The sequence below is a fragment of the Parvibaculum sp. MBR-TMA-1.3b-4.2 genome (assembly GCF_053628815.1).
Genome location: NZ_JBRJHC010000001.1, coordinates 2,505,707 through 2,526,755, shown reverse-complemented (window position 1 = coordinate 2,526,755; position 21,049 = coordinate 2,505,707). Strand labels below are relative to the sequence as shown.

Below are 21,049 nucleotides of genomic sequence, written 5' to 3'. Positions count from 1 at the left end.
GGCGGCATCTCAGGGCTGGATTGCATCGTCGCTGTGCTCCTCGCGCATGGACTTCAACAAGGCGCTCAGCTCCGACACCGCTTTTTCAAGACCGGCCATGCGCGCGTCCAGCGCGTCGAGACGCTCGAGGATGCGGCCCGCCTCCGGGACGGACGCCTCGCCGGGCGCAGGCGGACGCGCGGCGCCGGGCTGCGGCGTGGCGATGCCCGCATGGTTCACCACATCCTCAATCGGCTGACCCAGCAGCGCGGCAAGCACGGTAACCTCTTCCACCGTCAGCTCGCGCTGATCCTTCCATATCTCCTCGACCTGCTCGCCCGAAAGGCCCAATGCGGCGGCTACCGTGTCGCGGTTGAGGCCCGCCTCTGCGAGACGGGCCTCGAACCATTCCTGATCGAAAAAAAGCGCCATGCGACCTCCGCCTGTCAGCCCTTTCCCGGCACGCGCCCTCACCGCCCCTTGAAGACGGGCTCGCGCTTTTCGAGAAAGCTTTTTACACCTTCGCGATGATCTTCCGTCTGGAAGAGCTTGCCAAGGGTGCCGCTGACCCAGCCGCCGATTTCTTCAAGGTCGCCGTAAGTGGTGCGGCGAAGCCATCCGTTTCGCGGATCATTTGAAATCGCCGAGCGCATCGCCCTGTGCATTGCCGAGCCCCGTGCCGCCATCGCAATCCATGATGGTGCCGGTGATGTAATTGGCATTGTCGGTGGACAGGAAAAGCGCGAGATCCGCGATATCGGTCTTGGTGCCGTAATCGCGCAGCGCCAGACGCGCCTTCACGCCCGCTTCGGCCTCCGGCGTGGGCGCAAGACGCGCCATGCCCTCGGTATCAGCAATGGGACCGGGCGAAATCGCATTCACGCGCACGCCGCCGGGGCCCCATTCCATCGCAAGGCACTTCGTCAGCATGTTGATACCCGCCTTGGCCGCGCAGACATGCGCCTGGTAAAGCGACGGGTTCACGGCCTGCGGCGCGGTGATCGAAATAAGCGACGCACCCGGACGGTTGAGATACTGGAAACAGGCGCGCAGCACATGGAAGGTGCCGATCAGGTCGATATCGACGACGGTGCGGAAGCCGTTGGCCGACATGCCGAGCGCAGGCGCCACGAAATTGCCCGCCGCGCCCGACACCACGATGTCGATCTTGCCGAGCTTGTCATGCGCGGTCTTCAGCGCCTCGTCCACGGCTGCGAAATCGCGCACATCCGCCGCCATGCCGATGGCTTCATATCCTTCATCGGTGATGGTCTTCGCCGCCGCCGCGATCTTTTCCTCGCTGCGACTGACGATCGCCACCTTCGCGCCGTTGCGCGCGAAATGCTGGGCGATGCCCAGATTAATGCCGCTCGATGCGCCTGCGATGAAAGCAACCTTGCCTTCGAGCGGCTTTTCCTTGAATGCATTTGCCATGATTTTTCTCCCTGTTGCGCATCGTCGCGACGGCGCGTGTGCCTTGTTTGAATGGCATCAAGCCTTCATTTGAACGCCCTCGCAACCCTCGCCCGCTTTGACGGAGCGGCAGACTTGGCCGTCGGCCATATTCCGGGCATTTTTTGGCGATTGGATACGCCGCCTTGGTGCACAGCCAGCAAACGAATAGACTGATCGCCCCGCCGGGCCGCCCTTCACGGAAACGCACACATGCCGCTTCTGGACAATCCGATCGCCGCAATCGCCTTCATCGCCGCCGCGCTGATCCTGCTATCCCTCATCGCCTATTGGGGCGCGCAGCTCATGCGCCGCAGGCTGGACGATGCGGCGCGGCGCAAGCTTCTGGCGGAGGGAAAGGCGCAGCGTTTCGTCTGGTTGCCGGACGGGATCGCCCATGCAAGCTATTACCGCGCGCAAGGCACGAGCGGCGCCAACGCGCCGGTCGTAGTGCTGATCCACGGATTTTCCACGCCGAGCTTCGTCTGGCGCGACCATATCGAGCCGCTCACACAAGCCGGTTTCCGCGTCCTGACCTATGATCATTTCGGCCGGGGCTTTTCCGCGCGTCCGCGCCGCGAATATGACGCTGCACTTCTCGACCGCCAGCTCGACACCCTGCTCGACGCCTTCGACCTGAAAGAGCCGGTACATCTGGTCGGCTATTCCATGGGCGGCGCGGTGGCGACGATCTTCGCCGCGCAGCACCCCGAGCGCGTGGCCTCGCTCACCCTGATCGCCCCCGCCGGTCTGGGCGTCGCACAGGCAAGCCGCGCCGTCTCTCTTATGAGGGCCCCCGTCATCGGCGACTGGCTGGTCCGCGTGTTCGGTCCGCGCATGTTTGCAAAGACCGCCGAGCGGGAAGCGGCCAACGCGCCGCAGCCCTCCGATTTTATCGCCTCCTTCCGCCGGCAGCTTGCCTATCGCGGCTATGGCGAGGCGCTGCTCTCCACCATCCGCCACTATCCGCTGACCGGCGCCGGCGAATTCTATGCGACAGCCGGCACGGCGGGACGGCCCGTCCTCGTCATCTGGGGCGAGGCGGACAAGACCGTGCCTTTTGCCCATGCGCCCGAACTGGTCAGGCTGATGCCGCAGGCGACGCTCTATTCCTATCCGAATATCGGCCATGACATCGCCTATTCGCAGGCCCCGCTCGTCACCGGCCTGACGACGCAATTCCTGACGGGCCTGCGCGGCAGCGGCGCGACGCTGCGGCTGGTGCCCAGAGACTGAGGAGAGACCGAGGAGAGACCAAGGGCGGGCTTGCCGCCTCCCGCCGCGGGCCCTAAAACAAGGGCATCCCGAAAGCCTTTAAAAAGCGGAATTTATGGTCCCGATTGTCGAGGAGTTGCCCTGGCGCGCGCCGCATGAGCTGTTTCATGCGTTTGCGGCAGAGCCCTTCGCGCTTTTTCTGGATTCGGCAAGCGCCGCGCCCGGCAAGGATGCCCTCCGCCATGGCCGCTGGAGCTATATCGCACTCGATCCCTTCGACACCGTTCTGCTGCGCGCCACACCGGAAACCGACGCTTTCGGCGCGCTGAAAGAAAAACTCGCAAGCCTGCCCGAAACGCAGGGTGCACCGCATCTGCCTCCCTTTACCGGCGGTGCGGCGGGCTTTTTCGGCTATGGGCTTGCCCGCACGCTAGAGCGCCTGCCCCATGAGGAAGCGCCCTTCGCCACCGACGACCAGCACCTGCCCGACCTGGCGCTCGGGCTTTACGACACGGTGCTCGCCTTCGACATGACCAGCGAGCGTCTGCTTCTCGTCACCACCGGCCTGCCCGAGCCCGATCCGGAGAAGCGTACCTCCCGCGCCATGGACCGCGCCCGCGCCCTGCGCGCCCGCGTCGAGACCGCCGCGCCACCCCAACCGCCGCGCAAGGCATCCTCCCTGCCGCTCGCCTCGAATTTCACCCGCGCCGCCTATGAGACGGCCGTGCAGCGCGTGATCGACTACATCCATGCGGGCGATATTTTCCAGGCCAATCTCTCGCAACGCTTCGAGACGCGGCTGGGCGACGGCGACACGTCCTGGGATCTCTATCTGCGCCTGCGAGACGAAAGCCCCGCCCCCTTTGCCTGCTATTTCAATTTCGGCGAAGGCGAGATCGTCTCTTCCTCGCCGGAGCGCTTCCTGCGCGTGGACGGCGCCCATGTGGAAACGCAGCCCATCAAGGGAACGCGCCCGCGCGGGCACACGCCGGAGGAAGACCGTCGCCTTGCCGACGAACTTCTGGCCTCCGAAAAGGACCGCGCGGAAAATGTGATGATCGTCGACCTGCTGCGCAACGACATTTCGCGCGTCTGCAAGGATCATTCGGTAGTGGTGGAAAAGCTCTGCGCGCTGGAAAGTTTTTCCAATGTCCACCATCTCGTTTCCACCGTATACGGAGAGTTGCGCGAGGGAGAGAGCGCCGTGGACCTTCTCGCGGCCTGCTTCCCCGGCGGGTCCATTACCGGCGCCCCGAAGGTACATGCGATGGAGATCATCGCCGAGCTGGAGCCGACGACGCGCGGCCCCTATTGCGGCGCCATCGGCTGGCTCGGCGCGGATGGCGCGATGGACAGCTCCATCGCCATCCGGACCATGACGGCGAAGGACGGCCGCATCACCTTCCAGGCGGGCGGCGGCATCGTCGCGGATTCCGATCCGCATGAGGAATATCTGGAAACGCTGGACAAGGCCCGCGCCATGGCCCGCGCGCTCGGCCTGTCCGTCGATGCGCTTGCCGAAGAGGAAGCGCCCGCATGATCCTCCTCATCGACAATTACGACAGCTTCGTCCACAACCTCGCCCGCTATGTCGGCGAGCTGGGACTGGACCGCGACGTCGTCCGCCACGACGCAATCAGTGTGGAAGACGCCCTCGCCCGCCGCCCCGACGCCATCATCCTGTCACCCGGCCCCTGCGGCCCGGAAAGCGCCGGTATCTCCGTGCCGCTGGTTCGCGCCGCGGCGGAGGCGGGCATTCCACTGCTCGGCGTCTGCCTCGGCCATCAGGCCATCGCCGTCGCCTTTGGCGGCAGCGCGCCGCGCGCGGCAAAGCCCGTCCATGGCAAGCCGGCCCGCATCCATCATGACGGCACGGGCCTCTTCAAGGGCCTGCCGCAGGACTTCACCGCCGCGCGCTATCATTCGCTGCTGGCGGAACTCCCCGACACCGGCCCGTTGCGCGCCACCGCCCATACCGCCGACGGCGAACTCATGGCGCTCGCGCATGAAACCGCGCCGGTTTTCGGCGTACAGTTCCACCCTGAATCGGTCCTCACCGAACATGGACACGACCTCTTGGCGAACTTCCTCGACATCGCCGGACTGACCCCCACCCGCCTTGCGCGCAATGTCGTCGCGTCCCGGGAGAGCACGGCATGAAACTCTGGCTCAATCGCGCGTTGGTCGATGCAGGCGGCGCGCATATCGCGCCCAACGATCGCGGTTTCCTGCTGGGCGACGGGCTGTTCGAAACGCTGCTGGTGCTGGAGGGCCGCCCCGTGCTGATCGACGCGCATATCGCGCGGCTCGCCACGGCGGCGGAGATACTCCGCATTCCACTGCCGCTTTCGCCTGCCGCGCTGAAAACCGCCTGTGCGGACCTGCTGGCCGCCAATGCGCTCGACAGAGCGCCCCGCGCGTCGCTGCGCGTGACGCTGACCCGTGGCCCCGGCCCGCGCGGCATTGCCGTGCCGCCGGAAGTATCGCCCACGCTCCTCATCACCTCGGCCCCGGGCGCGGAACCGCCCGACAGCGTGCGCGCCGTCATCAGCACCATCAGGCGCAACACGAACTCGCCCGCCGCGCAGTTGAAGGCCCTGCCCTATCTGGACAATGTGTTCGCGAAGGAAGAAGCGAAACTCGCCGGAGCGGATGAAGCCATCCTGCTCGATACGCAAGGCCATCTCGCCTGCGCCAGTGTCGGCAATGTTTTCTTCTGGGAAGGCAAGAAGCTCGTCACGCCCGCGACCGACGGGCCCATCCTGCCCGGCATCACACGCGCAAGCGTATTGGCCCTTGCCCGCAAACTCGACATCGAGACGGAGGAAGGCCTGATCGCGCCGGACCGGCTCCTCAGGGCGGAGGGCATCTTCCTCACCAACAGCCTGACAGGGCTGCTGCCGGTCAAAAAAATGGATGGGCGGGAAATCCCCGCCCATCCTGAAACGCAAAGATTGTCAGACGCCTATGAGGCGTTTATTCGCCGACCGTGAAGTCGCGCCGCGCCGCCGTGATCGTCACGGTAAAGCCCGCGATCACATCGAAGAGGGTCAGCAGCACCAGCAGGAAGAAAGTGGTGTGGCCGAACTGCGGGAGCACGATGAATTCGATCAACGCGACCAGCAGCACCAGCATGGAAAGCGCATGATTGACGATGGTGGCCGCGCCCGTGCGCGTTGCGCCGATCAGTTCCAGGAACAGCAGGACGAGACCGATAAAGACGATGATATCATTGACCGAGATCGTCCAGATCGCACCGGAAACCAGCGCGACATTGAAAACCGGCTCCGCGAGATCGATACCCGTCAGGTAAACGAGCGCGTTATAGATGATGATGACCAGCGCCATCAGCGGAAAAGTGCCCAACATGTGATCCCCTCTCTAGAACCCTGTGACTTTGCCGAAGCCATAAAAAACGTGGCCGTCCGGAATGCGCTTTCTGCCCCTCGCATTCCTCGACTGTGCCACACTAGCACAACAGAAGGGTGAAACCCCACCGGCAACCGAAACAGGGTTACCGGACAAAGCGAGCCAACCATGACAAAAATTCCGGCCTGTTTTTCAGAGACTTATGCCGCAGCCCGCGCGAAATTCCTCTCAGCTGCCAAGGCGGCGGGCGCGACACTCGAAACATATGAACACCCGGCAAAGGGCCCCGGCGGCGGAACGCTGGCCACCGATGTCGCCCGGATCGGCCCGGCGGATGCAGAATCCGTCATCGCGCTTGGCGCGGGTACGCATGGCGTGGAGGGCTATTGCGGTTCGGGGCTTCAGATCGCGCTGCTGGAAACCGGTTTTGCCGACAGGCTGCCCGAGGGCGCTGCCCTCGTTCTCATCCATGCGATCAACCCGTTCGGCTTCGCCTGGAGCCGCCGCGTCAATGAGGACAATGTCGACCTCAACCGCAATTTCATCGATCACGATGCGCCGTACCCGGAAAATCCCGGCTATGAGGAACTGAAAGACGTCATCAACCTGCCCGACCTCGAGCCCGGAACCGTCAAGCAGGCGCAGGAGAAACTTCTCGCCTATGCGGAGAAAAACGGCTTCCCCGCGCTTCAATACGCGATGAGCGCCGGGCAATACGCCCATCCCGGCGGCGTACAGTTCGGCGGCAATGGACCGACATGGTCGCATCTCACGCTGAAGGACATCGTCCGGAAACATTTCGCACCGGCGGAGCGCATCGTCTTCATCGACTTCCACACCGGCCTCGGTCCCCGCGCACATGGCGAGATCATCAGCACGGCGACGCCCGACAGCCCGACCTACAAGCGCATGACGGACCTCTGGGGTGACGAGGTTATCTCCACGAAAGCGGAAGGCTCCGTCTCGTCCAATATTGCGGGATCGATCACCGATTTTCTGGCGGAGGAACTGGAAGGCAAGGCGCTCGCCGCCTGCGGCCTCGAATTCGGCACGCTGCCCATTACCGACGTCTCCTTCGCCCTGCAGGCCGACAACTGGCTCTGGCAGCATGGCGGCGCGGAGAACCCGCGCGCGCAGGAAGTCGGCGCGATCATCCGGGGCGCGTTCTACCTCGATGAGGACGACTGGAAGGAAGAGGTCTTCAAACGCGCCGAGGAAGTGGCCGTGAAGGGGCTCAAAGGGCTGGAATAGCGGAAGTCCCAAACCACATCGTCATTGCGAGAAGCGAGGCGACGAAGCTATCCCGTTCTACGCCTGCCGCCTCTGGATTGCCGCGCGCCCTGACGGGCGCTCGCAATGACGGATGAACGAAGAGCCGCGAACGAAAAACGCCGGCGCCCTTTCGGGAACCGGCGTTTCGAATTCTTCAGATCCTGATGGATCAGAAATCGTCCTTCGGCTTCAGCACCTGACGGCCGCGATACATACCGCTCTTCAGGTCGATATGATGCGGACGGTGCAGCTCGCCGCTGTCGGGATTTTCGACATAGGCCTGCTGCTTCAGCGCATCGGCCGAACGGCGCATGCCGCGCTTGGACGGGGTTACTTTCCTCTTCGGAACGGCCATGGCTCTAGCTCCAGTTGGTTTAAATCTGTCAAAGGCGGCTCTCAGCGCCGGCCCGAAAACGGGATGGGCCGGTGCGGGCTGCCTGCCTCCGCCAGATTTTGAAATCGGCTTGCCCCGCCCGGAAAACCACTTCCCCCGGGCAATCGGCAATTTGGACGGGCTTATACAGGCAAAAGGGGGCAAAAGTCCATGCCCCCCTGACGCTTCGTCGCTATTTTGCGCGAATCCCTGCCGCAGCCCTCAGTTGAAGGCCACCACCGCGCAATCGGAGCCCGGAATACCGGCCCTTGCACAGGCCGCGCGGGCGTCCCGCTCGCTGGCGAAACCGCCCATCCGGACCCTGTGGAAGCGCTCGCCGCCGACATCCGCTTCTTCGATGAAAATCCGCTCATCGCCCTGGAGGTCGGCTTTCTTACCCGAAAGGTCCAGATAGCGCCGGGTCGCCGCGCCGATGGACTGATAGGAACCGAGCTGCACATAAAAGCGCGCTTTGCCGGAACGCGCGCTCGCGGGCGCGGCGGGCTCCAGGCTCGCGACCTGCACCCCGCGATCCGTGAACGGGCGCACCGAGGGACGCGCCAGGGGCACGGCCGGCGATGCGTTGATGGAACCGGTAATGAGCCGGTCGTCGGCGTCCGCAGGCTCGCTGCGAACGGCGGCAACCCGCACAGGCGCCCGGCGAACAGGTTCGCTGCGCGGCCTGGGCGCCGGGCTTACCGCCCGAACGGGCCGCCAGGGCCTCGGCTTCGGCAGAACACGGGCATCGGCGACATGAACCGGCACCTCGACCGTGCGCTCCACAAGGCGGTTCATCCCCGCCGTGTCATAGCGCTCTCCCGCCTCATGCGAGGCGGTCTCGCGCTGCCAGACGAAAATCGCGATCAGCATGGCGCCGAGAAACAGCCAGAAACGTTCGCGCCGAACCTTATCCCGAAACATGATCGAGCCCCCAAATTGCCCATACGCCCCGAAGGGCCATGGCGGGAGACTCGGTCAATATAGTTAATAAAAACTGTATCTTTATAGGACAGAATCACACGTCGGCGATTTGCGGCCTCAGGCGTTGAGCAGGCTGTCCGCCTCGTGGAAGGGGGCGCCCAGCGCCTCCGCCACCGCCGCATAGGTGAGCTTGCCCTCATAGACATTGAGCCCGGCCTTGAGATGCGGGTTGTCGGCGAGCGCCTGACTATACCCCTTGTCGGCCAGCGACAGGGTGAAGGGGAGCGTGGCGTTATTGAGGGCGAAAGTGGAGGTCCGCGCCACGGCCCCCGGCATATTGGCGACGCAGTAATGCACCACCTCATCCGTCACATAGGTGGGATCGGCATGGGTGGTGGCATGAGAGGTCTCGAAGCAGCCGCCCTGGTCGATGGCGATGTCGACGAGCACGGAGCCCTTCTTCATCTTCTTGACCATCTCCCCGGTGACGAGCTTGGGCGCCGCCGCGCCCGGCACCAGCACCGCGCCAATGACGAGATCGGCGCCCAGCACATATTCCTCGATGGCATCCACCGTCGAATAGATGGTGTTGAGCATCGGGCCGAACTGCATGTCGAGCTCGTAGAGGCGGTGCAGGTTGATGTCGATTACCGTCACATGCGCCTCGAGCCCCATCGCCATGCGCGCGGCATTGGTACCAGCCACGCCGCCGCCCAGCACGACGACGCGGCTGGCGGCCACGCCCGGCACGCCGCCCAGCAACATGCCGCGACCGCCCTGGGCTATCTCAAGGCAGTGGGCACCGGCCTGAATGGACATGCGGCCCGCCACTTCGGACATGGGCGCAAGGAGAGGGAGACCGCCGCGCGCATCGCTCACCGTTTCATAGGCGATGGCGACGCAGCCCGATTCCATCAGACCGCGGGCCTGCTCGGGATCGGGCGCCAGATGCAGATAGGTGAAGAGGATCTGGCCCTCGCGCAGCATCTTCCATTCAGAGGGCTGCGGCTCCTTCACCTTCACGATCATCTCGGCGCGTTCGAAAATTTCTTCCGGCGTCGCGACGATTTCCGCGCCGGCCGTTTCATAGTCGCTGTCGAACAGACCGATGCCGAGCCCGGCATCCTTCTGCACCATCACCTGGTGCCCGTGATGAACGGCTTCGCGCACCGCGGCGGGCGTCATGCCCACACGGTACTCATGGACCTTGATTTCCTTGGGGACACCGATACGCATGAACGTAACCTCTGGGCTCTGGGGTGAGACGGCCTTGATCTGTAGGGATGAGGTTACGCGCCCGCACACGGCCCACCAAGATGCCGGGAATACGAAATTTCATCGTCGCGTTTATGATGTTAAACATTAAGCGCCCTTTCAGGCCCTTTCCGCGCGACCGGGACCTATTTACTAAACACCCCGGCGGCAGCCGCATCGACCCTGTGAAGTCAGCTCCCCGAGGTCCGACACTGCGAGTTCCGATCCCATGCCTTCAACGCCCTATCGCTTCGACGAGACGCTCCGCCGCCTTATGGCCGACAGGCTTGCCGCCTTCCGTCCCGAAAGTCCCGCATCGGCGGAGCTGAAACAGGCCGCCGTCGCCATCGCGGTCGCCCCGATGCAAAAAGACGGGCCCGGCGGGAAAGACGAGGCGGGCTTCCTGCTCACCCGCCGCGTGCCGCGCCTTTCGTCCCATGCGGGCCAATGGGCGCTGCCCGGCGGACGGCTCGACCCCGGCGAAGACGCCGTCGCGGCGGCGCTGCGCGAAATGCGCGAGGAGATCGGCCTCGCCCTGCCGCATGACCATGTGCTGGGACGGCTCGACGCCTATCCCACGCGGTCGGGCTATGAGATCACGCCCGTGGTGATCTGGGCGCCGGACCTGTCGGACATGGCGGCGAACCCCTCGGAGGTCGCCTCCATCCATCATTTCGGATTGCGCGAATTCGACCGGGATGGCTCGCCGGAATTCATCGACATCCCCGAAAGCGAAAGACCCGTCATCCGCCTCCATATCGGCGCGTCGCATATTCATGCGCCCACCGCGGCCATGCTCTACCAGTTCGCCGAAGTGGCACTGCGCGGCCGCGACACCCGCGTCGCCCGCCTGGAACAGCCCGTCTGGGCCTGGAAGTGAAAATGAAAACGCCGCCGGGACCCTGTCCGGCGGCGCGCAGGATGCACGGTTTGCGATGCCCGTCAGATGACGTTGTGGCCAAGATCGGGGTCGAAGCCGTTTTTGAGCCCGGCCGGGCGGGCTTCGGCCCGTGCCCAGACCTTTTCATGGAAATAGAAGACCACCGTGTTCACCAGCGGCTCGATCAGCGCCACACCCGTGGCGATTTCGACCGATCCCGTGAGCGTATAGGTCACGCCGAAGCCGACGCTGAAATGCAGGCAGGCGAAGGTCAGAGTCTTGGCAAGCGAACGCATCTCTATCTCCATCCGTAAGACGCACGGGACCTCATATCCCGGCCTCATGGACTAGATAATAATTAGTCTCATTCTAATTTGCAAGAAGAATGAGGCGCCTTTTTGAGCGCGATCGCCGGCCCCCGTCATACCGCAGTGCCGCATTCCGCTTGCCCGTCCCCCCGCTTCCGGTGCTAGGCTCGATATCGACGATTACCGGGCGGGCGCCGTTATCTCTCAATCGACCTCTCACCCGATCATGGTAGAAGCCTGCCCCGCAGGGTCATCGCGAGCCTGCCGGGCACAACATTTCGAGCATGTGCATGTCTGAAGCCGCAATGACCCTTTCCTCGCCTGCCGACCAGGCAGACCGGCAACCGATCATCGAGATCAATAGCGTGTCCAAGGTCTTTCCCGGCGGGGTGAAGGCGGTCGACAATGCCAATGTCACCATTGATCGGGGCGAGTTCTTCGCCCTTCTGGGGCCGTCGGGCTGCGGCAAGACCACGCTTTTGCGCATGCTGGCCGGTTTCGAGACGCCCAGCCATGGCGAGGTTCTCATCGATGGCCAGAACATGGCGGATGTCGCGCCGAACAAACGCCCGGTGAACATGGTGTTCCAGTCCTACGCGGTCTTTCCGCATATGACGGTCGAACAGAATGTGGGCTACGGCCTCAAAATGGATGGCCGGCCCGCGGGCGAAATCAAAACGCGCGTGTCCGACGCGCTCGACCTCGTGAAACTCGGCGGCTACGGCAAGCGCAAGCCCGACGAACTGTCCGGCGGCCAGCGCCAGCGCGTCGCGCTCGCCCGCGCGCTGGTGAAACAGCCCTCCGTGCTGCTGCTCGACGAACCGCTTTCCGCGCTCGACGCCAAGCTGCGCGAAGCCATGCAGCTCGAACTCGTCCGCCTGCAGAAGACCGTCGGCATCACCTTCGTCGTGGTGACGCACGATCAGTCCGAGGCGCTGTCCATGGCCGACCGCATCGCCGTGATGAGCGACGGCCTGGTGCGCCAGATCGCCTCGCCGCAGGAGCTTTACGAAAACCCGCACAACAAGTTCGTCGCCGACTTCATCGGCACGATCAATATGCTGGACGCGAAAGTGACGCCGGCCGGCGAAGGCCGCGTGAAGGTCCACGCCGCGCCGCTGGACGAATTCGAAATTGCGGGCGACGTGCAGGGCGACCTCACCATGGCGATCCGGCCGGAAAAGATTTTCGTGGCCGACAAGCCCGAAGAAATCCGCAATCCCGAAGACACCGTCGTCATCAAGGGCAAGGTCGGCGAAGTCGCCTATTACGGCAGCTATTCCAACATCTTCTTCGAGATCGGCGACGGCAAACGCCTGCTCGCCGATATCGGCAATATCAGCCGCGACATCGAGGAATTCACCTTCTCGCCGGGCGAGGAATACTGGCTCTACTGGCGCAAGGAAGACGTGCTGCTGCTCGACGACTGAGCCTCCGGGCGTGAGCCGGCAAGGATTGGGCCGGCTGGATAAGCCGCCTAGCGGTCGGGCTTGTAGCCCTCGGGCAGTTTGCCCTCGTCGCTGAGACGCTTGATCTCGCGCACGATCTTCTCGATCCGCAGCAGCGGCATGATTTCGTCGAGCAGGCGAATGCCCCGCGCGGCGAGCTGTGCCGCCTCTTCCTGGTCGAGCCTGTCGCCCACACTCTCATAGAAAGTGACGACCGCCCGGCGCGCCAGCACGTCGGTCAGCTCCGCATAGATGCCATAGGTGTCGACTTCATAGCCGACTTCCGGCGTGAACCCTTCCCGGCGGCCTTGCGCAACAAGCTCCACCAGCCGCGCATTGCGGCTGTTGAGCCATTCTTCGCCGTCATATTCGTCCACATGCAGAAAGCCGACCTCGACGAGGCGGCGCAGTTCCTCCTCGCTGAGGCCCGTACTGTCACGCACTTCCGCGAAACGCCGCGGCTCCAGATTGCGCGGATCGGCGACCAGCGGCCCGAGCAGGTTTTCCAGCCCGATCAGCTGCTCGATGCCGCGCTGGGGCCGCGCATCCTGTGCGCTGACGATGGTCTTGATGACGCTGAGGGGGAGGAAGCGCTCGGTCTGCAGGCGGCGGATCAGCTTCAGCCGCTCGACATGCCCCTGATCGTAGCGCGCCACATTCCGCTTGGGGCGGTCGGGCTCGTGCAGCAGGCCTTCGCGGATGTAAAAGCGGATCGTCTCCCGGCCGACGCCCGTCTCCTTCTCGAGTTCCTTCATCTTCATCAGATGAGCGCAGTCCTTTTGTGGTCTTTCTCTACGCAATTCGTAGACGGGGGGAATTCACCCCTCCGCGCGGTATCCGTCAAGGAAAAGCCGCACGGCGGCATCCACCGTATAGCCGATGCGCTGCGGAGTTGCCGTGTCGATCACGCTGATCTGGCGCAGCATGTCGAATTCGCCCTTGCACAGCATGATGAACTGCGTCGCGGCCAGCTCGGTGTCGGCAATATCGAGCTCCCCGGCCTCCACCCGCCGCTTCAGATAGCCGGCAAGCTGCGCTTTCATGCGCCGGGGGCCGTTTTCATAAAAGACATGGCCAAGCTCGGGAAACTTGCCCGATTCCGCCGTAATCAGCCGCCGGAGCGCACAGGCCGCCTCGCTCAGGATGAAGTCCACGAAATGGCGGCCGAAGGCGGGCAGGATCTCGACAGCCGGCCCGTCCCCGTTCAGCACCTCGAAGGCGGTCCCGCCCTGGGTATGGCACTGGCGCTCCGTCACGGCGGCGAAAAGCGCTTCCTTGTTGGAAAAATAGACGTAAAGCGTGCCCTTGGAGACGCCCGCCTCGCGCGCGATGAGAGACATGCTGGTGCCCTCATAGCCATTGGCGAGGAAGGCCCGCCGCGCGCCCGCGAGAATCTGGGTGCGCTTGGCCGATTCCACCTCGGCGGCTTGCGCGCCATCGCTCTCCAAAACGTCCTCACTCGCGTCCAAATCCGGCATTTTTCCTTCCAGACCCATATTGACCGAACCGTTCAGTCATTTTCTCTATTGAAAATGAACAATGTCGGTGCATATTTCAAGCCTGTTGACCGACCGGTTCGATTTTGAGGTCCTTTATGAGTACGCGCCAGCGCATCTTCGCCGGGCTTGGCGGCCTGTTCGCCCTTGCCGCCATTGTCTACACCATCCTGTGGTTCACCAGCTTCCGCTACTATGAGAGCACCGATAATGCCTATGTGCATGCGGATATCTCGGTGATCTCGCCCAAAGTCTCCGGCTATCTCGCCTCGGTGGACGTGACCGACAACGCCTATGTCCATAAGGGCGATGTGCTGGCCACCATCGAGCCGCGCGACTTCGAAATCGCCAAGGCCGAGGCCGAAGCCCAGCTTGAAACCCAGAAATCGGCCATCGCCACCATTGCCGAACAGGTCGAGGCCGCCAGGGCCGATGCGGAAAGCGCGAAGGCCAATGTCGCCTCCGCCGACGCACAGGCGCTGCGCGCCCGGACCGATTACCGGCGCTACGAAAAGCTCGCCCGGCGGGACTTCGCCAGCCGCCAGAAGCTCGATTCCGCCAACGCCGACATGAAATCCGCCAACGCCGCGCTCGCCGCCGCAAAGGCAAAGCTCCACGCCGCCACCACGCAGATTGCCGTGTTGAAGGCACAGAAAGTCCAGCAGGAAGCACGGCTGAAGCAGGTTCAGGCCGATCTCGACCAGGTAAACCGGAACCTCGCCTATACCGTCATCCGCGCGCCGGTGGACGGTGTGATCGGCAACCGCCACATGGATGTCGGCCAGCTCGTGCAGCCCGGCAACCAGCTCGCCTCCCTCGTGGCGCTGCCGCATGTCTATGTCGATGCGAATTTCAAGGAAACGCAGATCGAGAACATGAAGGTCGGACAGACCGCGACCATCGTCGCCGATGCCTGGCCGGATACCGAGATCAAGGGCACCGTCGAAAGCTTCTCGCCCGCCAGCGGCCAGGTCTTCAGCCTGCTGCCCGCCGAGAACGCGACCGGCAATTTCACCAAGATCGTGCAGCGCGTGCCTGTGCGCATCGCACTGCCCGACGGGAACAAGCTTGCCGGATATCTGCGGCCCGGCCTGTCCGTCACCGTCACCGTGGACACGCGGACCGGCGACGGCAGCCAAGCCGCCAGTGCAACCGGCAACGCAAATGGCGTTTTCGGCACCGCGCCCGAAAAGCATCGCGCGCTGGCGGAATCCCGCTAGGCGATGCTGAGGGGAACGCGACATGGCAAGTCTCGACACAACCGATGACGGCGGCGCCGGCGAGTTTTCCGCCCGGCGCGTGGCGGGCTTCATGTTCATGGTCGTCGGCATGTTCATGGCGATCCTGGACATCCAGATCGTCGCAAGCTCCATCGGCGACATTCAGGCCGGACTTTCCGCCAGCACCGAAGAAATCAGCTGGGTCCAGACTTCCTATCTGATCGCCGAAGTGGTGATGATCCCGATGTCGGGCTGGCTGTCCCGGCTCCTGTCCACACGCTACATCTTCGTGATCTCCGCGGGCGGCTTCACATTCATGAGCCTGCTCTGCGCCACCGCGACCAATATCGAGACGATGATCGTCTATCGCGCGCTGCAGGGCTTTATCGGCGGCGCCATGATCCCGTCGGTCTTCTCCGCCGCCTATGGCAGTGTCTTCCCGCCGGAAAAGCGCGCCAATGTCTCGGTGATGATCGGGCTTGTCGTGACGCTCGCGCCCACCATCGGCCCGACACTGGGCGGCTACATCACCGATGCGCTGTCATGGCACTGGCTGTTCCTCATCAATGTCATTCCCGGCATCGTCGTCGCCACGGCGGTATGGTTCCTCGTCGATCTCGACAAGCCCGATTTCTCGCTCCTGAACAAGATCGACCTGGCCGGCATCGGCCTGATGGCGCTCTTTCTCGGCTCGCTCGAATATGTGCTGGAGGAAGGGCCCCGCAACGACTGGCTCAAGGACAACACCATCTGGTGGTTCAGCGTCGTCTGCGTCATCTCCGGCGCCTATTTCATCGCCCATGTGCTGACGCGCGACGACCCGATCGTCGACCTCAAGGCCTATCGCAATGCGAATTTCGCGATCGGTTCGCTGCTGAGCCTCTTCCTCGGCGTCGGTCTTTACGGCCTGACCTATCTCTATCCGCTCTTCCTGTCGGAAGTGCGGGGCCTGAGCGCCAGCCAGATCGGTCAGATCATGTTCGTGACCGGCATCTGCCAGTTCTTGTCCGCGCCGCTCGCCGGCATTCTGAGTCAGAAAGTCGATATCCGCGTGCTGATTTCCATCGGCTTCGGCATGCTCGCCATTTCCAACTACCAGATGCTCGGCATCACTTGGGAATGGGGCTTCGACCAGCTCTTCTGGCCGCAGGTCATTCGCGGGATCGGCCTCATGTTCTGCATCGTGCCGGTGAATACGCTGGCGCTCGGCACGCTCTCGCCCGAACAGCTCAAGAATGCGAGCGGCCTTTACAATCTGATGCGCAATCTCGGCGGCGCGCTCGGCCTTGCCGTCATCAACACGGTGCTGATCAACCGCATCGACCTTCACAAGGACCGGCTGCGCGACTTCTTCGTGCATGGACGCGCCGCGACCGATCAGGCGCTGGCCGGGCTTCAGGCCCATATCGGCCAGACGCCGGGCATCGACGCCCCGCTTGCGGCCGTGAAAGAGCTCTACGGGCTGATGACGCGCGACGCGACCGTGATGGCCTTCGCCGACTGCTTCTTCGTCCTGACGATCTGCTTTGCCGCCATGCTTCTGACCATGCCGATCCTGAAGAAGCCCGAAATCATCGGTGGCAGCGGCAGCAGCGGCGGCGGGGATGGCGGCGGCCACTGACGCCGCGAGGAATTTTGTTCGCACCTCTCCCCACCGTGTCCCCTCCACGGCGGCGCGAACAAAAAGGGCGGAGCAGCCCGGCTGCTCCGCCCTTCGACTTTCAGATGACAGCGAACGCGATCAGAGGCGTTCGACGATCGTCACATTGGCAAGCCCGCCGCCTTCGCACATGGTCTGCAGGCCGTAGCGCTTGTTGTTGTTCTTCAGCGCATAGATCAGCGTCGACATGAGCTTGGTGCCCGACCCGCCCAGCGGATGGCCGAGCGCGATGGCGCCGCCATTGACGTTGAGACGCTCCGGATCGGCGCCCGTCTTCTGCAGCCAGGCCATCGGCACGGAGGCGAAGGCTTCGTTGACTTCGAAGATGTCGATGTCATCGATCTTCATGCCCGCGCGCTTCAGCGCCTGCTCGGTGGCCGGGATCGGCGTTTCGAGCATGACGACCGGATCGCCGCCCGTCACATGCATGTGATGGACACGCGCCAGCGGCGTGAGGTTGTGGCGCTTCAGCGCTTCCTCGCTGACGACCAGCACGCCCGAGGCGCCGTCGCAGATCTGCGAGGAGGAGGCAGCCGTCAGCGCGCCGCCCTCGACCAGAAGCTTCACACCCTGAATGCCTTCAAGGCTTGCATCGAAGCGGATGCCTTCATCCACCTTGTGCATTTCCTTGGAGCCGTCTTCCAGCGTCACTTCCACCGGCACGACTTCCTCGTCGAAGGCACCGGCCTGCGTCGCCTTGATGGCCTTCTGGTGGCTCTGGAAGGAGAACTCGTCGAGCTGATCCTTGGACAGGCCGTATTTCTTCGCAATCATCTCCGCGCCCGCGAACTGCGAGAACTGCACGTTCGGGTATTTCTCGACGATCTTCGGGCTCATGTAATTGCCGAAGCCGTTCTTGGCCGGAAGCGCGGCGGACAGGCCCATCGGCACACGCGTCATGCTTTCGACGCCGCCCGCGAGCACCATGTCCATCGCGCCCGACATCACGGCCTGCGCCGCGAAATGAAGCGCCTGTTGCGACGACCCGCACTGGCGGTCCACCGAGGTCGCCGGCACATGTTCCGGCAGCTTGGAGGCGAGCACCGCGTTACGCGCGATGTTGATCGCCTGTTCGCCGACCTGGCCCACGCAGCCGAAGATCACATCTTCCACTTCGCCGCCATCGACACCGGACCGCTCCACGAGCGCGTCGATCACCGCGCCGCCGAGATCGGCCGGATGCCAGTCCTTGAGACGACCGCCCTTGCGGCCACCGGCCGTGCGCGCGGCTGCTACGATATATGCTTCAGCCATTTCCTCATCTCCTTCGAGTGCTTGGTGACACCGGCAAAGGCCCGCGCCACACCGCCTGTTTCGTCTGTTTTTACAGGCACTATGCCATTCTTTTCCGCGCCATCTTGTACATGGAATCGCTCTTGTCCAGCCCCGCATGGCTGGCCTATCGTCCTTCCCGGCACTGAAAAACGCGCCGCAGGGAATTGACGCAACGTAACCGCCGCGCCCATCCGGAATACGAACCGAAACAAAAATCCCGGTCCCGATTGCGGCACGCTGAAGCCGAGGAAACCCCAGCCATGTTCGAAAATGCAGATCGCAAAACGATCGACAATGCCGTTGCCGATCCGAAGACCTATGCCCATCCGGACCGCTATCACGAGCTCTTTACCTGGCTCAGGAAGAACGATCCCGTGCGCTGGGTGGAACCGGAGGGATACCGGCCTTTCTGGGTGGTGTCGAAGCATGCCGACATTATGGAAGTCGAGAGGCAGAACGACATCTTCCTCAACGACCCGCGCCTGACGCTCCAGACCATCGAGACGGAACAGGCGGTGCTCGACTATACCGGTGGCGACCACCACATCGTCCGCTCGCTGGTGGACATGGACAATCCGGACCATCGCAACTATCGCGGGCTCACACAGGCATGGTTCATGCCGCCGAACCTCAAAAAGCTCGAAAGCGATATCGGCGATCTCGCCCGCATGTATGTAGACCGGATGGAGGCCCTCGGCGGCGAATGCGACTTCGTGTCGGAAGTCGCGGTCTGGTATCCCTTGCGCGTCATCATGACGGTGCTGGGCGTGCCGGCGGAAGACGAAGCCTTCATGCTGAAGCTGACGCAGGAACTTTTCGGCTCCACCGACCCGGACATGAAGCGCGACGAGAACACCGACTTCAACAACACGGTCGCCGACTTCTTCAATTACTTCACCGCCATCACCGAAGACCGCCGCAAGAACCCGCGCGACGATGTGGCGACCGTCATCGCCAATGCGACCATCGACGGCGAACCCATCGGCCATCTGGAAGCGATGTCCTATTACGTCATCGTCGCCACGGCGGGTCACGACACGACAAGCTCCTCCACCGCGGGCGGGCTCCATGCGCTGCTGGAAAACCCGGGCGAATTCGCCAAGCTCCGCGCCAACCCGGAAGAGATGCTGCCCAAGGCGGTGGACGAATTCATCCGCTGGTCGACGCCCGTGAAGCACTTCTTCCGCACGCCGAACGCGGAATACGAACTCCGTGGGCAGAAGATCAAGCCGGGCGAAAACATGATGATGTGCTACTGGTCGGCCAATCGGGACGAGGACGTGTTCGAGGATCCCTTCACCTTCCGCATCGACCGCTCGCCCAACAAGCATGTCGCTTTCGGCTATGGCGCGCATCTCTGCCTCGGCCAGCATCTGGCCAAGATGGAAATTCGCTCGCTCTACAAGGAACTGCTGAGCCGGCTCGACCATATCGAACTGGCCGGCGACCCCGCCTGGGTGCAGGCCTCCTTCGTGAGCGGGCTGAAACGCCTGCCGATCCGCTATTCGATGAAGAAGAAAGCGGCCTGACGGCCCTACTTGCCTGAACGCGGGGAGGGCCTATTCTCTCGTCCAATCACGAGAAAGGGCCCTTCCGCGAAATGGCAAAGCAGGACACCACGCTTTCGCAGCAAATCTACGATCTCGCCATCGGCGAGGACGCCGCGCGCCTCTGCCGCGACATTCCCGAAGCCGCCTGCCACGAACAGCCCCGCAATTTCGTCCGTACCACGCTGTCCCAGGCGATGAGCCAGATTTCCGACGGTCTGGTAAACCCCAAGACCGTGCTGCCCTGGCTGCTCGCCGCCATCGGCGCGCCCACCTTCATGGTGAGCCTGCTGGTGCCGATCCGCGAGGCGCTGGCGCTCTTCCCGCAATTGATCGTCGGCAGCGTGGTGCGCCACTTCGCCGTCCGCAAATGGTTCTGGGTCGGCGGCGCCATTGCGCAAGGGCTGGCGGCGCTGGCCATGGCCGCAATCGTGCTCGCCGGTTTCGGCGGCACCGCCACGGGCTGGGGCATCATCGTGCTCCTCACCCTGCTGAGCCTTGCCCGCGGGGTGTCCTCCGTCGCCTCCAAGGACACGCTCGGAAAGACCGTCTCCAAAAACCGCCGCGGCCGCGTTTCCGGCTATGCCACGCTGATCGGCGGCATCGTCACGGCCTGTGTGGGCGCCGCCGTCGCCCTGATACCGGAACTGCGCGAGCGTCAGGACGTCATACTGGCGCTGATCGCAGCGGGCGGCGCGTTCTGGATCGGGGGCGGTCTCATCTTTGCCGGTGTGGAGGAAGTCCCCGGCGCGACGGAAGGCGGCGTCGGCCTGATGGACAGCCTGAACGAAATGCGCGGCATCCTGTTCAGGGACCGCGAATTCCGCCACTTCCTCACCGCGCGCATATTGCTTTTGAGTTCTGCGCTCGCCGCGCCGATTTATGTCTCCATCGCGCATGAAGCAACAGGAGGCTCACTGGCGAGCCTCGGCCTGCTGATGGCGGCAACCGGCGTTGCCGGTGCGGTCAGCTCCTCCATCTGGGGCTCGCTCGCCGACCGCTCCAGCCGCATGGCCATGGGGCTCGGCTCCGCCATTGCGGGCATCCTTGCCGCCGTCATCGCCATGCTCTGGATCTTCATGCATTCGGCACTGGCGCACCCGCTGGTGCTGGTGGCCGCGCTCTTCATCCTCTCCATCGCCCATGCGGGCATCCGCATCGGCCGCAAGACACAGCTCGTGGACATGGCGACCTCGGAAACCCGCGCGCAATATACCGCGCTCGCCAACACGCTGATGGGGTTCGCACTGCTCGTCTATGGCGCGATACTGGGTGCTATCCTGAGCTTCAGTACGCTGGCGGCGCTGATCTTCCTGTCCGCCTCCGCGCTGGCCGGAACCGCCCTCTCCTTCGCGCTCAGAAACGTACAGGAATGAGCGG

Annotated in this window: 22 protein-coding genes; 11 read left to right on the top strand and 11 right to left on the bottom strand. The window is 63.7% G+C overall.

The window, feature by feature from the left end:
- Positions 1 to 9 precede the first annotated feature (9 nt).
- Genes ACSSVQ_RS12140 through ACSSVQ_RS12130 form a run of 3 tightly spaced genes read right to left on the bottom strand, consistent with a single transcriptional unit; the run spans position 10 to position 1,413 of the window.
- The gene (locus ACSSVQ_RS12140) at positions 10 to 411 is read right to left on the bottom strand and encodes a hypothetical protein (RefSeq protein WP_454183385.1); all 402 of its coding nucleotides are present in this window, start codon (positions 409 to 411) and stop codon (positions 10 to 12) included.
- Between the two features lie 38 nt (positions 412 to 449).
- Entirely contained in the window at positions 450 to 644 is a 195-nt protein-coding gene (locus ACSSVQ_RS12135) for a hypothetical protein (RefSeq protein ID WP_454183383.1), read from the bottom strand.
- On the bottom strand, positions 610 to 1,413 hold the full coding sequence (locus ACSSVQ_RS12130) for an SDR family oxidoreductase (RefSeq protein WP_454183380.1): 804 nt from the start codon (positions 1,411 to 1,413) through the stop codon (positions 610 to 612). The genes ACSSVQ_RS12135 and ACSSVQ_RS12130 overlap by 35 nt, the downstream gene beginning before the upstream one ends.
- A gap of 231 nt (positions 1,414 to 1,644) precedes the next feature.
- Here ACSSVQ_RS12130 and ACSSVQ_RS12125 point away from each other — a divergent pair, with 231 nt between their 5' ends.
- The 4 genes from ACSSVQ_RS12125 (at position 1,645) to ACSSVQ_RS12110 (ending at position 5,639) form a co-directional block, all read left to right on the top strand.
- Positions 1,645 to 2,667, top strand: coding sequence for an alpha/beta fold hydrolase (locus ACSSVQ_RS12125; protein ID WP_454183378.1), 1,023 nt, complete (start codon positions 1,645 to 1,647; stop codon positions 2,665 to 2,667).
- Positions 2,668 to 2,761: 94 nt separating this feature from the next.
- Positions 2,762 to 4,186, top strand: coding sequence for an aminodeoxychorismate synthase, component I (gene pabB / locus ACSSVQ_RS12120; RefSeq protein ID WP_454183377.1), 1,425 nt, complete (start codon positions 2,762 to 2,764; stop codon positions 4,184 to 4,186).
- Entirely contained in the window at positions 4,183 to 4,806 is a 624-nt protein-coding gene (locus tag ACSSVQ_RS12115) for an anthranilate synthase component II (protein WP_454183375.1), read from the top strand. The genes pabB and ACSSVQ_RS12115 overlap by 4 nt, the downstream gene beginning before the upstream one ends.
- Positions 4,803 to 5,639 carry an aminotransferase class IV gene (locus ACSSVQ_RS12110; RefSeq protein WP_454183374.1) on the top strand — a complete coding sequence of 279 codons (837 nt, stop codon included), beginning with the start codon at positions 4,803 to 4,805 and terminating at the stop codon, positions 5,637 to 5,639. The genes ACSSVQ_RS12115 and ACSSVQ_RS12110 overlap by 4 nt, the downstream gene beginning before the upstream one ends.
- On the opposite strand, the gene ACSSVQ_RS12105 is transcribed toward ACSSVQ_RS12110, so the two are convergent.
- On the bottom strand, positions 5,623 to 6,015 hold the full coding sequence (locus ACSSVQ_RS12105; protein WP_293325100.1) for a hypothetical protein: 393 nt from the start codon (positions 6,013 to 6,015) through the stop codon (positions 5,623 to 5,625). The two genes, ACSSVQ_RS12110 and ACSSVQ_RS12105, sit on opposite strands and share 17 nt — an antisense overlap.
- A gap of 168 nt (positions 6,016 to 6,183) precedes the next feature.
- Here ACSSVQ_RS12105 and ACSSVQ_RS12100 point away from each other — a divergent pair, with 168 nt between their 5' ends.
- On the top strand, positions 6,184 to 7,266 hold the full coding sequence (locus tag ACSSVQ_RS12100) for a M14 family metallopeptidase (RefSeq protein ID WP_454183372.1): 1,083 nt from the start codon (positions 6,184 to 6,186) through the stop codon (positions 7,264 to 7,266).
- A gap of 190 nt (positions 7,267 to 7,456) precedes the next feature.
- On the opposite strand, the gene rpmF is transcribed toward ACSSVQ_RS12100, so the two are convergent.
- The 3 genes from rpmF to ald all read right to left on the bottom strand — a co-directional run bounded on the left by rpmF (position 7,457) and on the right by ald (position 9,817).
- A complete protein-coding gene (gene rpmF / locus ACSSVQ_RS12095) occupies positions 7,457 to 7,642 on the bottom strand; it encodes a 50S ribosomal protein L32 (protein ID WP_293325094.1) in 186 nt (61 codons plus the stop codon).
- A 240-nt stretch (positions 7,643 to 7,882) separates the two neighbouring features.
- A complete protein-coding gene (locus ACSSVQ_RS12090; RefSeq protein ID WP_293325091.1) occupies positions 7,883 to 8,581 on the bottom strand; it encodes an SPOR domain-containing protein in 699 nt (232 codons plus the stop codon).
- A gap of 117 nt (positions 8,582 to 8,698) precedes the next feature.
- Positions 8,699 to 9,817 carry an alanine dehydrogenase gene (ald, locus tag ACSSVQ_RS12085; RefSeq protein WP_454183370.1) on the bottom strand — a complete coding sequence of 373 codons (1,119 nt, stop codon included), beginning with the start codon at positions 9,815 to 9,817 and terminating at the stop codon, positions 8,699 to 8,701.
- Between the two features lie 247 nt (positions 9,818 to 10,064).
- On the opposite strand from ald, the gene ACSSVQ_RS12080 reads away from it, so the two are divergent.
- On the top strand, positions 10,065 to 10,715 hold the full coding sequence (locus ACSSVQ_RS12080) for an NUDIX hydrolase (protein WP_454183368.1): 651 nt from the start codon (positions 10,065 to 10,067) through the stop codon (positions 10,713 to 10,715).
- Positions 10,716 to 10,777: 62 nt separating this feature from the next.
- Here the strand turns inward: ACSSVQ_RS12080 and ACSSVQ_RS12075 are convergent, their stop codons facing one another.
- On the bottom strand, positions 10,778 to 11,011 hold the full coding sequence (locus ACSSVQ_RS12075) for a DUF2061 domain-containing protein (protein ID WP_293325083.1): 234 nt from the start codon (positions 11,009 to 11,011) through the stop codon (positions 10,778 to 10,780).
- A 302-nt stretch (positions 11,012 to 11,313) separates the two neighbouring features.
- Between ACSSVQ_RS12075 and ACSSVQ_RS12070 the strand changes: the two genes are divergently transcribed.
- On the top strand, positions 11,314 to 12,453 hold the full coding sequence (locus tag ACSSVQ_RS12070) for an ABC transporter ATP-binding protein (protein ID WP_454183366.1): 1,140 nt from the start codon (positions 11,314 to 11,316) through the stop codon (positions 12,451 to 12,453).
- A gap of 47 nt (positions 12,454 to 12,500) precedes the next feature.
- Here ACSSVQ_RS12070 and ACSSVQ_RS12065 read toward each other — a convergent pair whose 3' ends face one another.
- Both ACSSVQ_RS12065 and ACSSVQ_RS12060 read right to left on the bottom strand, forming a co-directional pair.
- Positions 12,501 to 13,232 (bottom strand): MerR family transcriptional regulator, encoded by a 732-nt coding sequence (locus ACSSVQ_RS12065; protein ID WP_454183364.1) that lies wholly within the window; start codon positions 13,230 to 13,232, stop codon positions 12,501 to 12,503.
- 57 nt (positions 13,233 to 13,289) lie between these two features.
- Positions 13,290 to 13,949: a TetR/AcrR family transcriptional regulator gene (locus tag ACSSVQ_RS12060; protein ID WP_454183363.1), complete on the bottom strand. Its 660-nt coding sequence runs from the start codon at positions 13,947 to 13,949 to the stop codon at positions 13,290 to 13,292.
- A gap of 116 nt (positions 13,950 to 14,065) precedes the next feature.
- On the opposite strand from ACSSVQ_RS12060, the gene ACSSVQ_RS12055 reads away from it, so the two are divergent.
- Together ACSSVQ_RS12055 and ACSSVQ_RS12050 are read left to right on the top strand one after the other, a co-directional pair.
- Entirely contained in the window at positions 14,066 to 15,187 is a 1,122-nt protein-coding gene (locus tag ACSSVQ_RS12055; RefSeq protein WP_454183361.1) for an HlyD family secretion protein, read from the top strand.
- Between the two features lie 22 nt (positions 15,188 to 15,209).
- Positions 15,210 to 16,808 carry a DHA2 family efflux MFS transporter permease subunit gene (locus ACSSVQ_RS12050; RefSeq protein WP_454183359.1) on the top strand — a complete coding sequence of 533 codons (1,599 nt, stop codon included), beginning with the start codon at positions 15,210 to 15,212 and terminating at the stop codon, positions 16,806 to 16,808.
- Positions 16,809 to 16,928: 120 nt separating this feature from the next.
- Here ACSSVQ_RS12050 and ACSSVQ_RS12045 read toward each other — a convergent pair whose 3' ends face one another.
- A complete protein-coding gene (locus ACSSVQ_RS12045) occupies positions 16,929 to 18,101 on the bottom strand; it encodes an acetyl-CoA C-acetyltransferase (protein ID WP_454183357.1) in 1,173 nt (390 codons plus the stop codon).
- A 281-nt stretch (positions 18,102 to 18,382) separates the two neighbouring features.
- Between ACSSVQ_RS12045 and ACSSVQ_RS12040 the strand changes: the two genes are divergently transcribed.
- Together ACSSVQ_RS12040 and ACSSVQ_RS12035 are read left to right on the top strand one after the other, a co-directional pair.
- A complete protein-coding gene (locus ACSSVQ_RS12040) occupies positions 18,383 to 19,651 on the top strand; it encodes a cytochrome P450 (protein ID WP_454183355.1) in 1,269 nt (422 codons plus the stop codon).
- Positions 19,652 to 19,722: 71 nt separating this feature from the next.
- Positions 19,723 to 21,045 carry an MFS transporter gene (locus ACSSVQ_RS12035; RefSeq protein WP_454183353.1) on the top strand — a complete coding sequence of 441 codons (1,323 nt, stop codon included), beginning with the start codon at positions 19,723 to 19,725 and terminating at the stop codon, positions 21,043 to 21,045.
- Positions 21,046 to 21,049 lie beyond the last annotated feature (4 nt).

Excerpts from the sequence above, each read along its gene's own strand:
- ACSSVQ_RS12140 (WP_454183385.1), bottom strand. The coding sequence starts at position 411 with ATGGCGCTTTTTTTCGATCAGGAATGGTTCGAGGCCCGTCTCGCAGAG.
- ACSSVQ_RS12135 (WP_454183383.1), bottom strand. The coding sequence starts at position 644 with ATGCACAGGGCGATGCGCTCGGCGATTTCAAATGATCCGCGAAACGGA.
- ACSSVQ_RS12130 (WP_454183380.1), bottom strand. The coding sequence starts at position 1,413 with ATGGCAAATGCATTCAAGGAAAAGCCGCTCGAAGGCAAGGTTGCTTTC.
- ACSSVQ_RS12125 (WP_454183378.1), top strand. The coding sequence starts at position 1,645 with ATGCCGCTTCTGGACAATCCGATCGCCGCAATCGCCTTCATCGCCGCC.
- pabB (WP_454183377.1), top strand. The coding sequence starts at position 2,762 with ATGGTCCCGATTGTCGAGGAGTTGCCCTGGCGCGCGCCGCATGAGCTG.
- ACSSVQ_RS12115 (WP_454183375.1), top strand. The coding sequence starts at position 4,183 with ATGATCCTCCTCATCGACAATTACGACAGCTTCGTCCACAACCTCGCC.
- ACSSVQ_RS12110 (WP_454183374.1), top strand. The coding sequence starts at position 4,803 with ATGAAACTCTGGCTCAATCGCGCGTTGGTCGATGCAGGCGGCGCGCAT.
- ACSSVQ_RS12105 (WP_293325100.1), bottom strand. The coding sequence starts at position 6,015 with ATGTTGGGCACTTTTCCGCTGATGGCGCTGGTCATCATCATCTATAAC.
- ACSSVQ_RS12100 (WP_454183372.1), top strand. The coding sequence starts at position 6,184 with ATGACAAAAATTCCGGCCTGTTTTTCAGAGACTTATGCCGCAGCCCGC.
- rpmF (WP_293325094.1), bottom strand. The coding sequence starts at position 7,642 with ATGGCCGTTCCGAAGAGGAAAGTAACCCCGTCCAAGCGCGGCATGCGC.
- ACSSVQ_RS12090 (WP_293325091.1), bottom strand. The coding sequence starts at position 8,581 with ATGTTTCGGGATAAGGTTCGGCGCGAACGTTTCTGGCTGTTTCTCGGC.
- ald (WP_454183370.1), bottom strand. The coding sequence starts at position 9,817 with ATGCGTATCGGTGTCCCCAAGGAAATCAAGGTCCATGAGTACCGTGTG.
- ACSSVQ_RS12080 (WP_454183368.1), top strand. The coding sequence starts at position 10,065 with ATGCCTTCAACGCCCTATCGCTTCGACGAGACGCTCCGCCGCCTTATG.
- ACSSVQ_RS12075 (WP_293325083.1), bottom strand. The coding sequence starts at position 11,011 with ATGCGTTCGCTTGCCAAGACTCTGACCTTCGCCTGCCTGCATTTCAGC.
- ACSSVQ_RS12070 (WP_454183366.1), top strand. The coding sequence starts at position 11,314 with ATGTCTGAAGCCGCAATGACCCTTTCCTCGCCTGCCGACCAGGCAGAC.
- ACSSVQ_RS12065 (WP_454183364.1), bottom strand. The coding sequence starts at position 13,232 with ATGAAGATGAAGGAACTCGAGAAGGAGACGGGCGTCGGCCGGGAGACG.
- ACSSVQ_RS12060 (WP_454183363.1), bottom strand. The coding sequence starts at position 13,949 with ATGCCGGATTTGGACGCGAGTGAGGACGTTTTGGAGAGCGATGGCGCG.
- ACSSVQ_RS12055 (WP_454183361.1), top strand. The coding sequence starts at position 14,066 with ATGAGTACGCGCCAGCGCATCTTCGCCGGGCTTGGCGGCCTGTTCGCC.
- ACSSVQ_RS12050 (WP_454183359.1), top strand. The coding sequence starts at position 15,210 with ATGGCAAGTCTCGACACAACCGATGACGGCGGCGCCGGCGAGTTTTCC.
- ACSSVQ_RS12045 (WP_454183357.1), bottom strand. The coding sequence starts at position 18,101 with ATGGCTGAAGCATATATCGTAGCAGCCGCGCGCACGGCCGGTGGCCGC.
- ACSSVQ_RS12040 (WP_454183355.1), top strand. The coding sequence starts at position 18,383 with ATGTTCGAAAATGCAGATCGCAAAACGATCGACAATGCCGTTGCCGAT.
- ACSSVQ_RS12035 (WP_454183353.1), top strand. The coding sequence starts at position 19,723 with ATGGCAAAGCAGGACACCACGCTTTCGCAGCAAATCTACGATCTCGCC.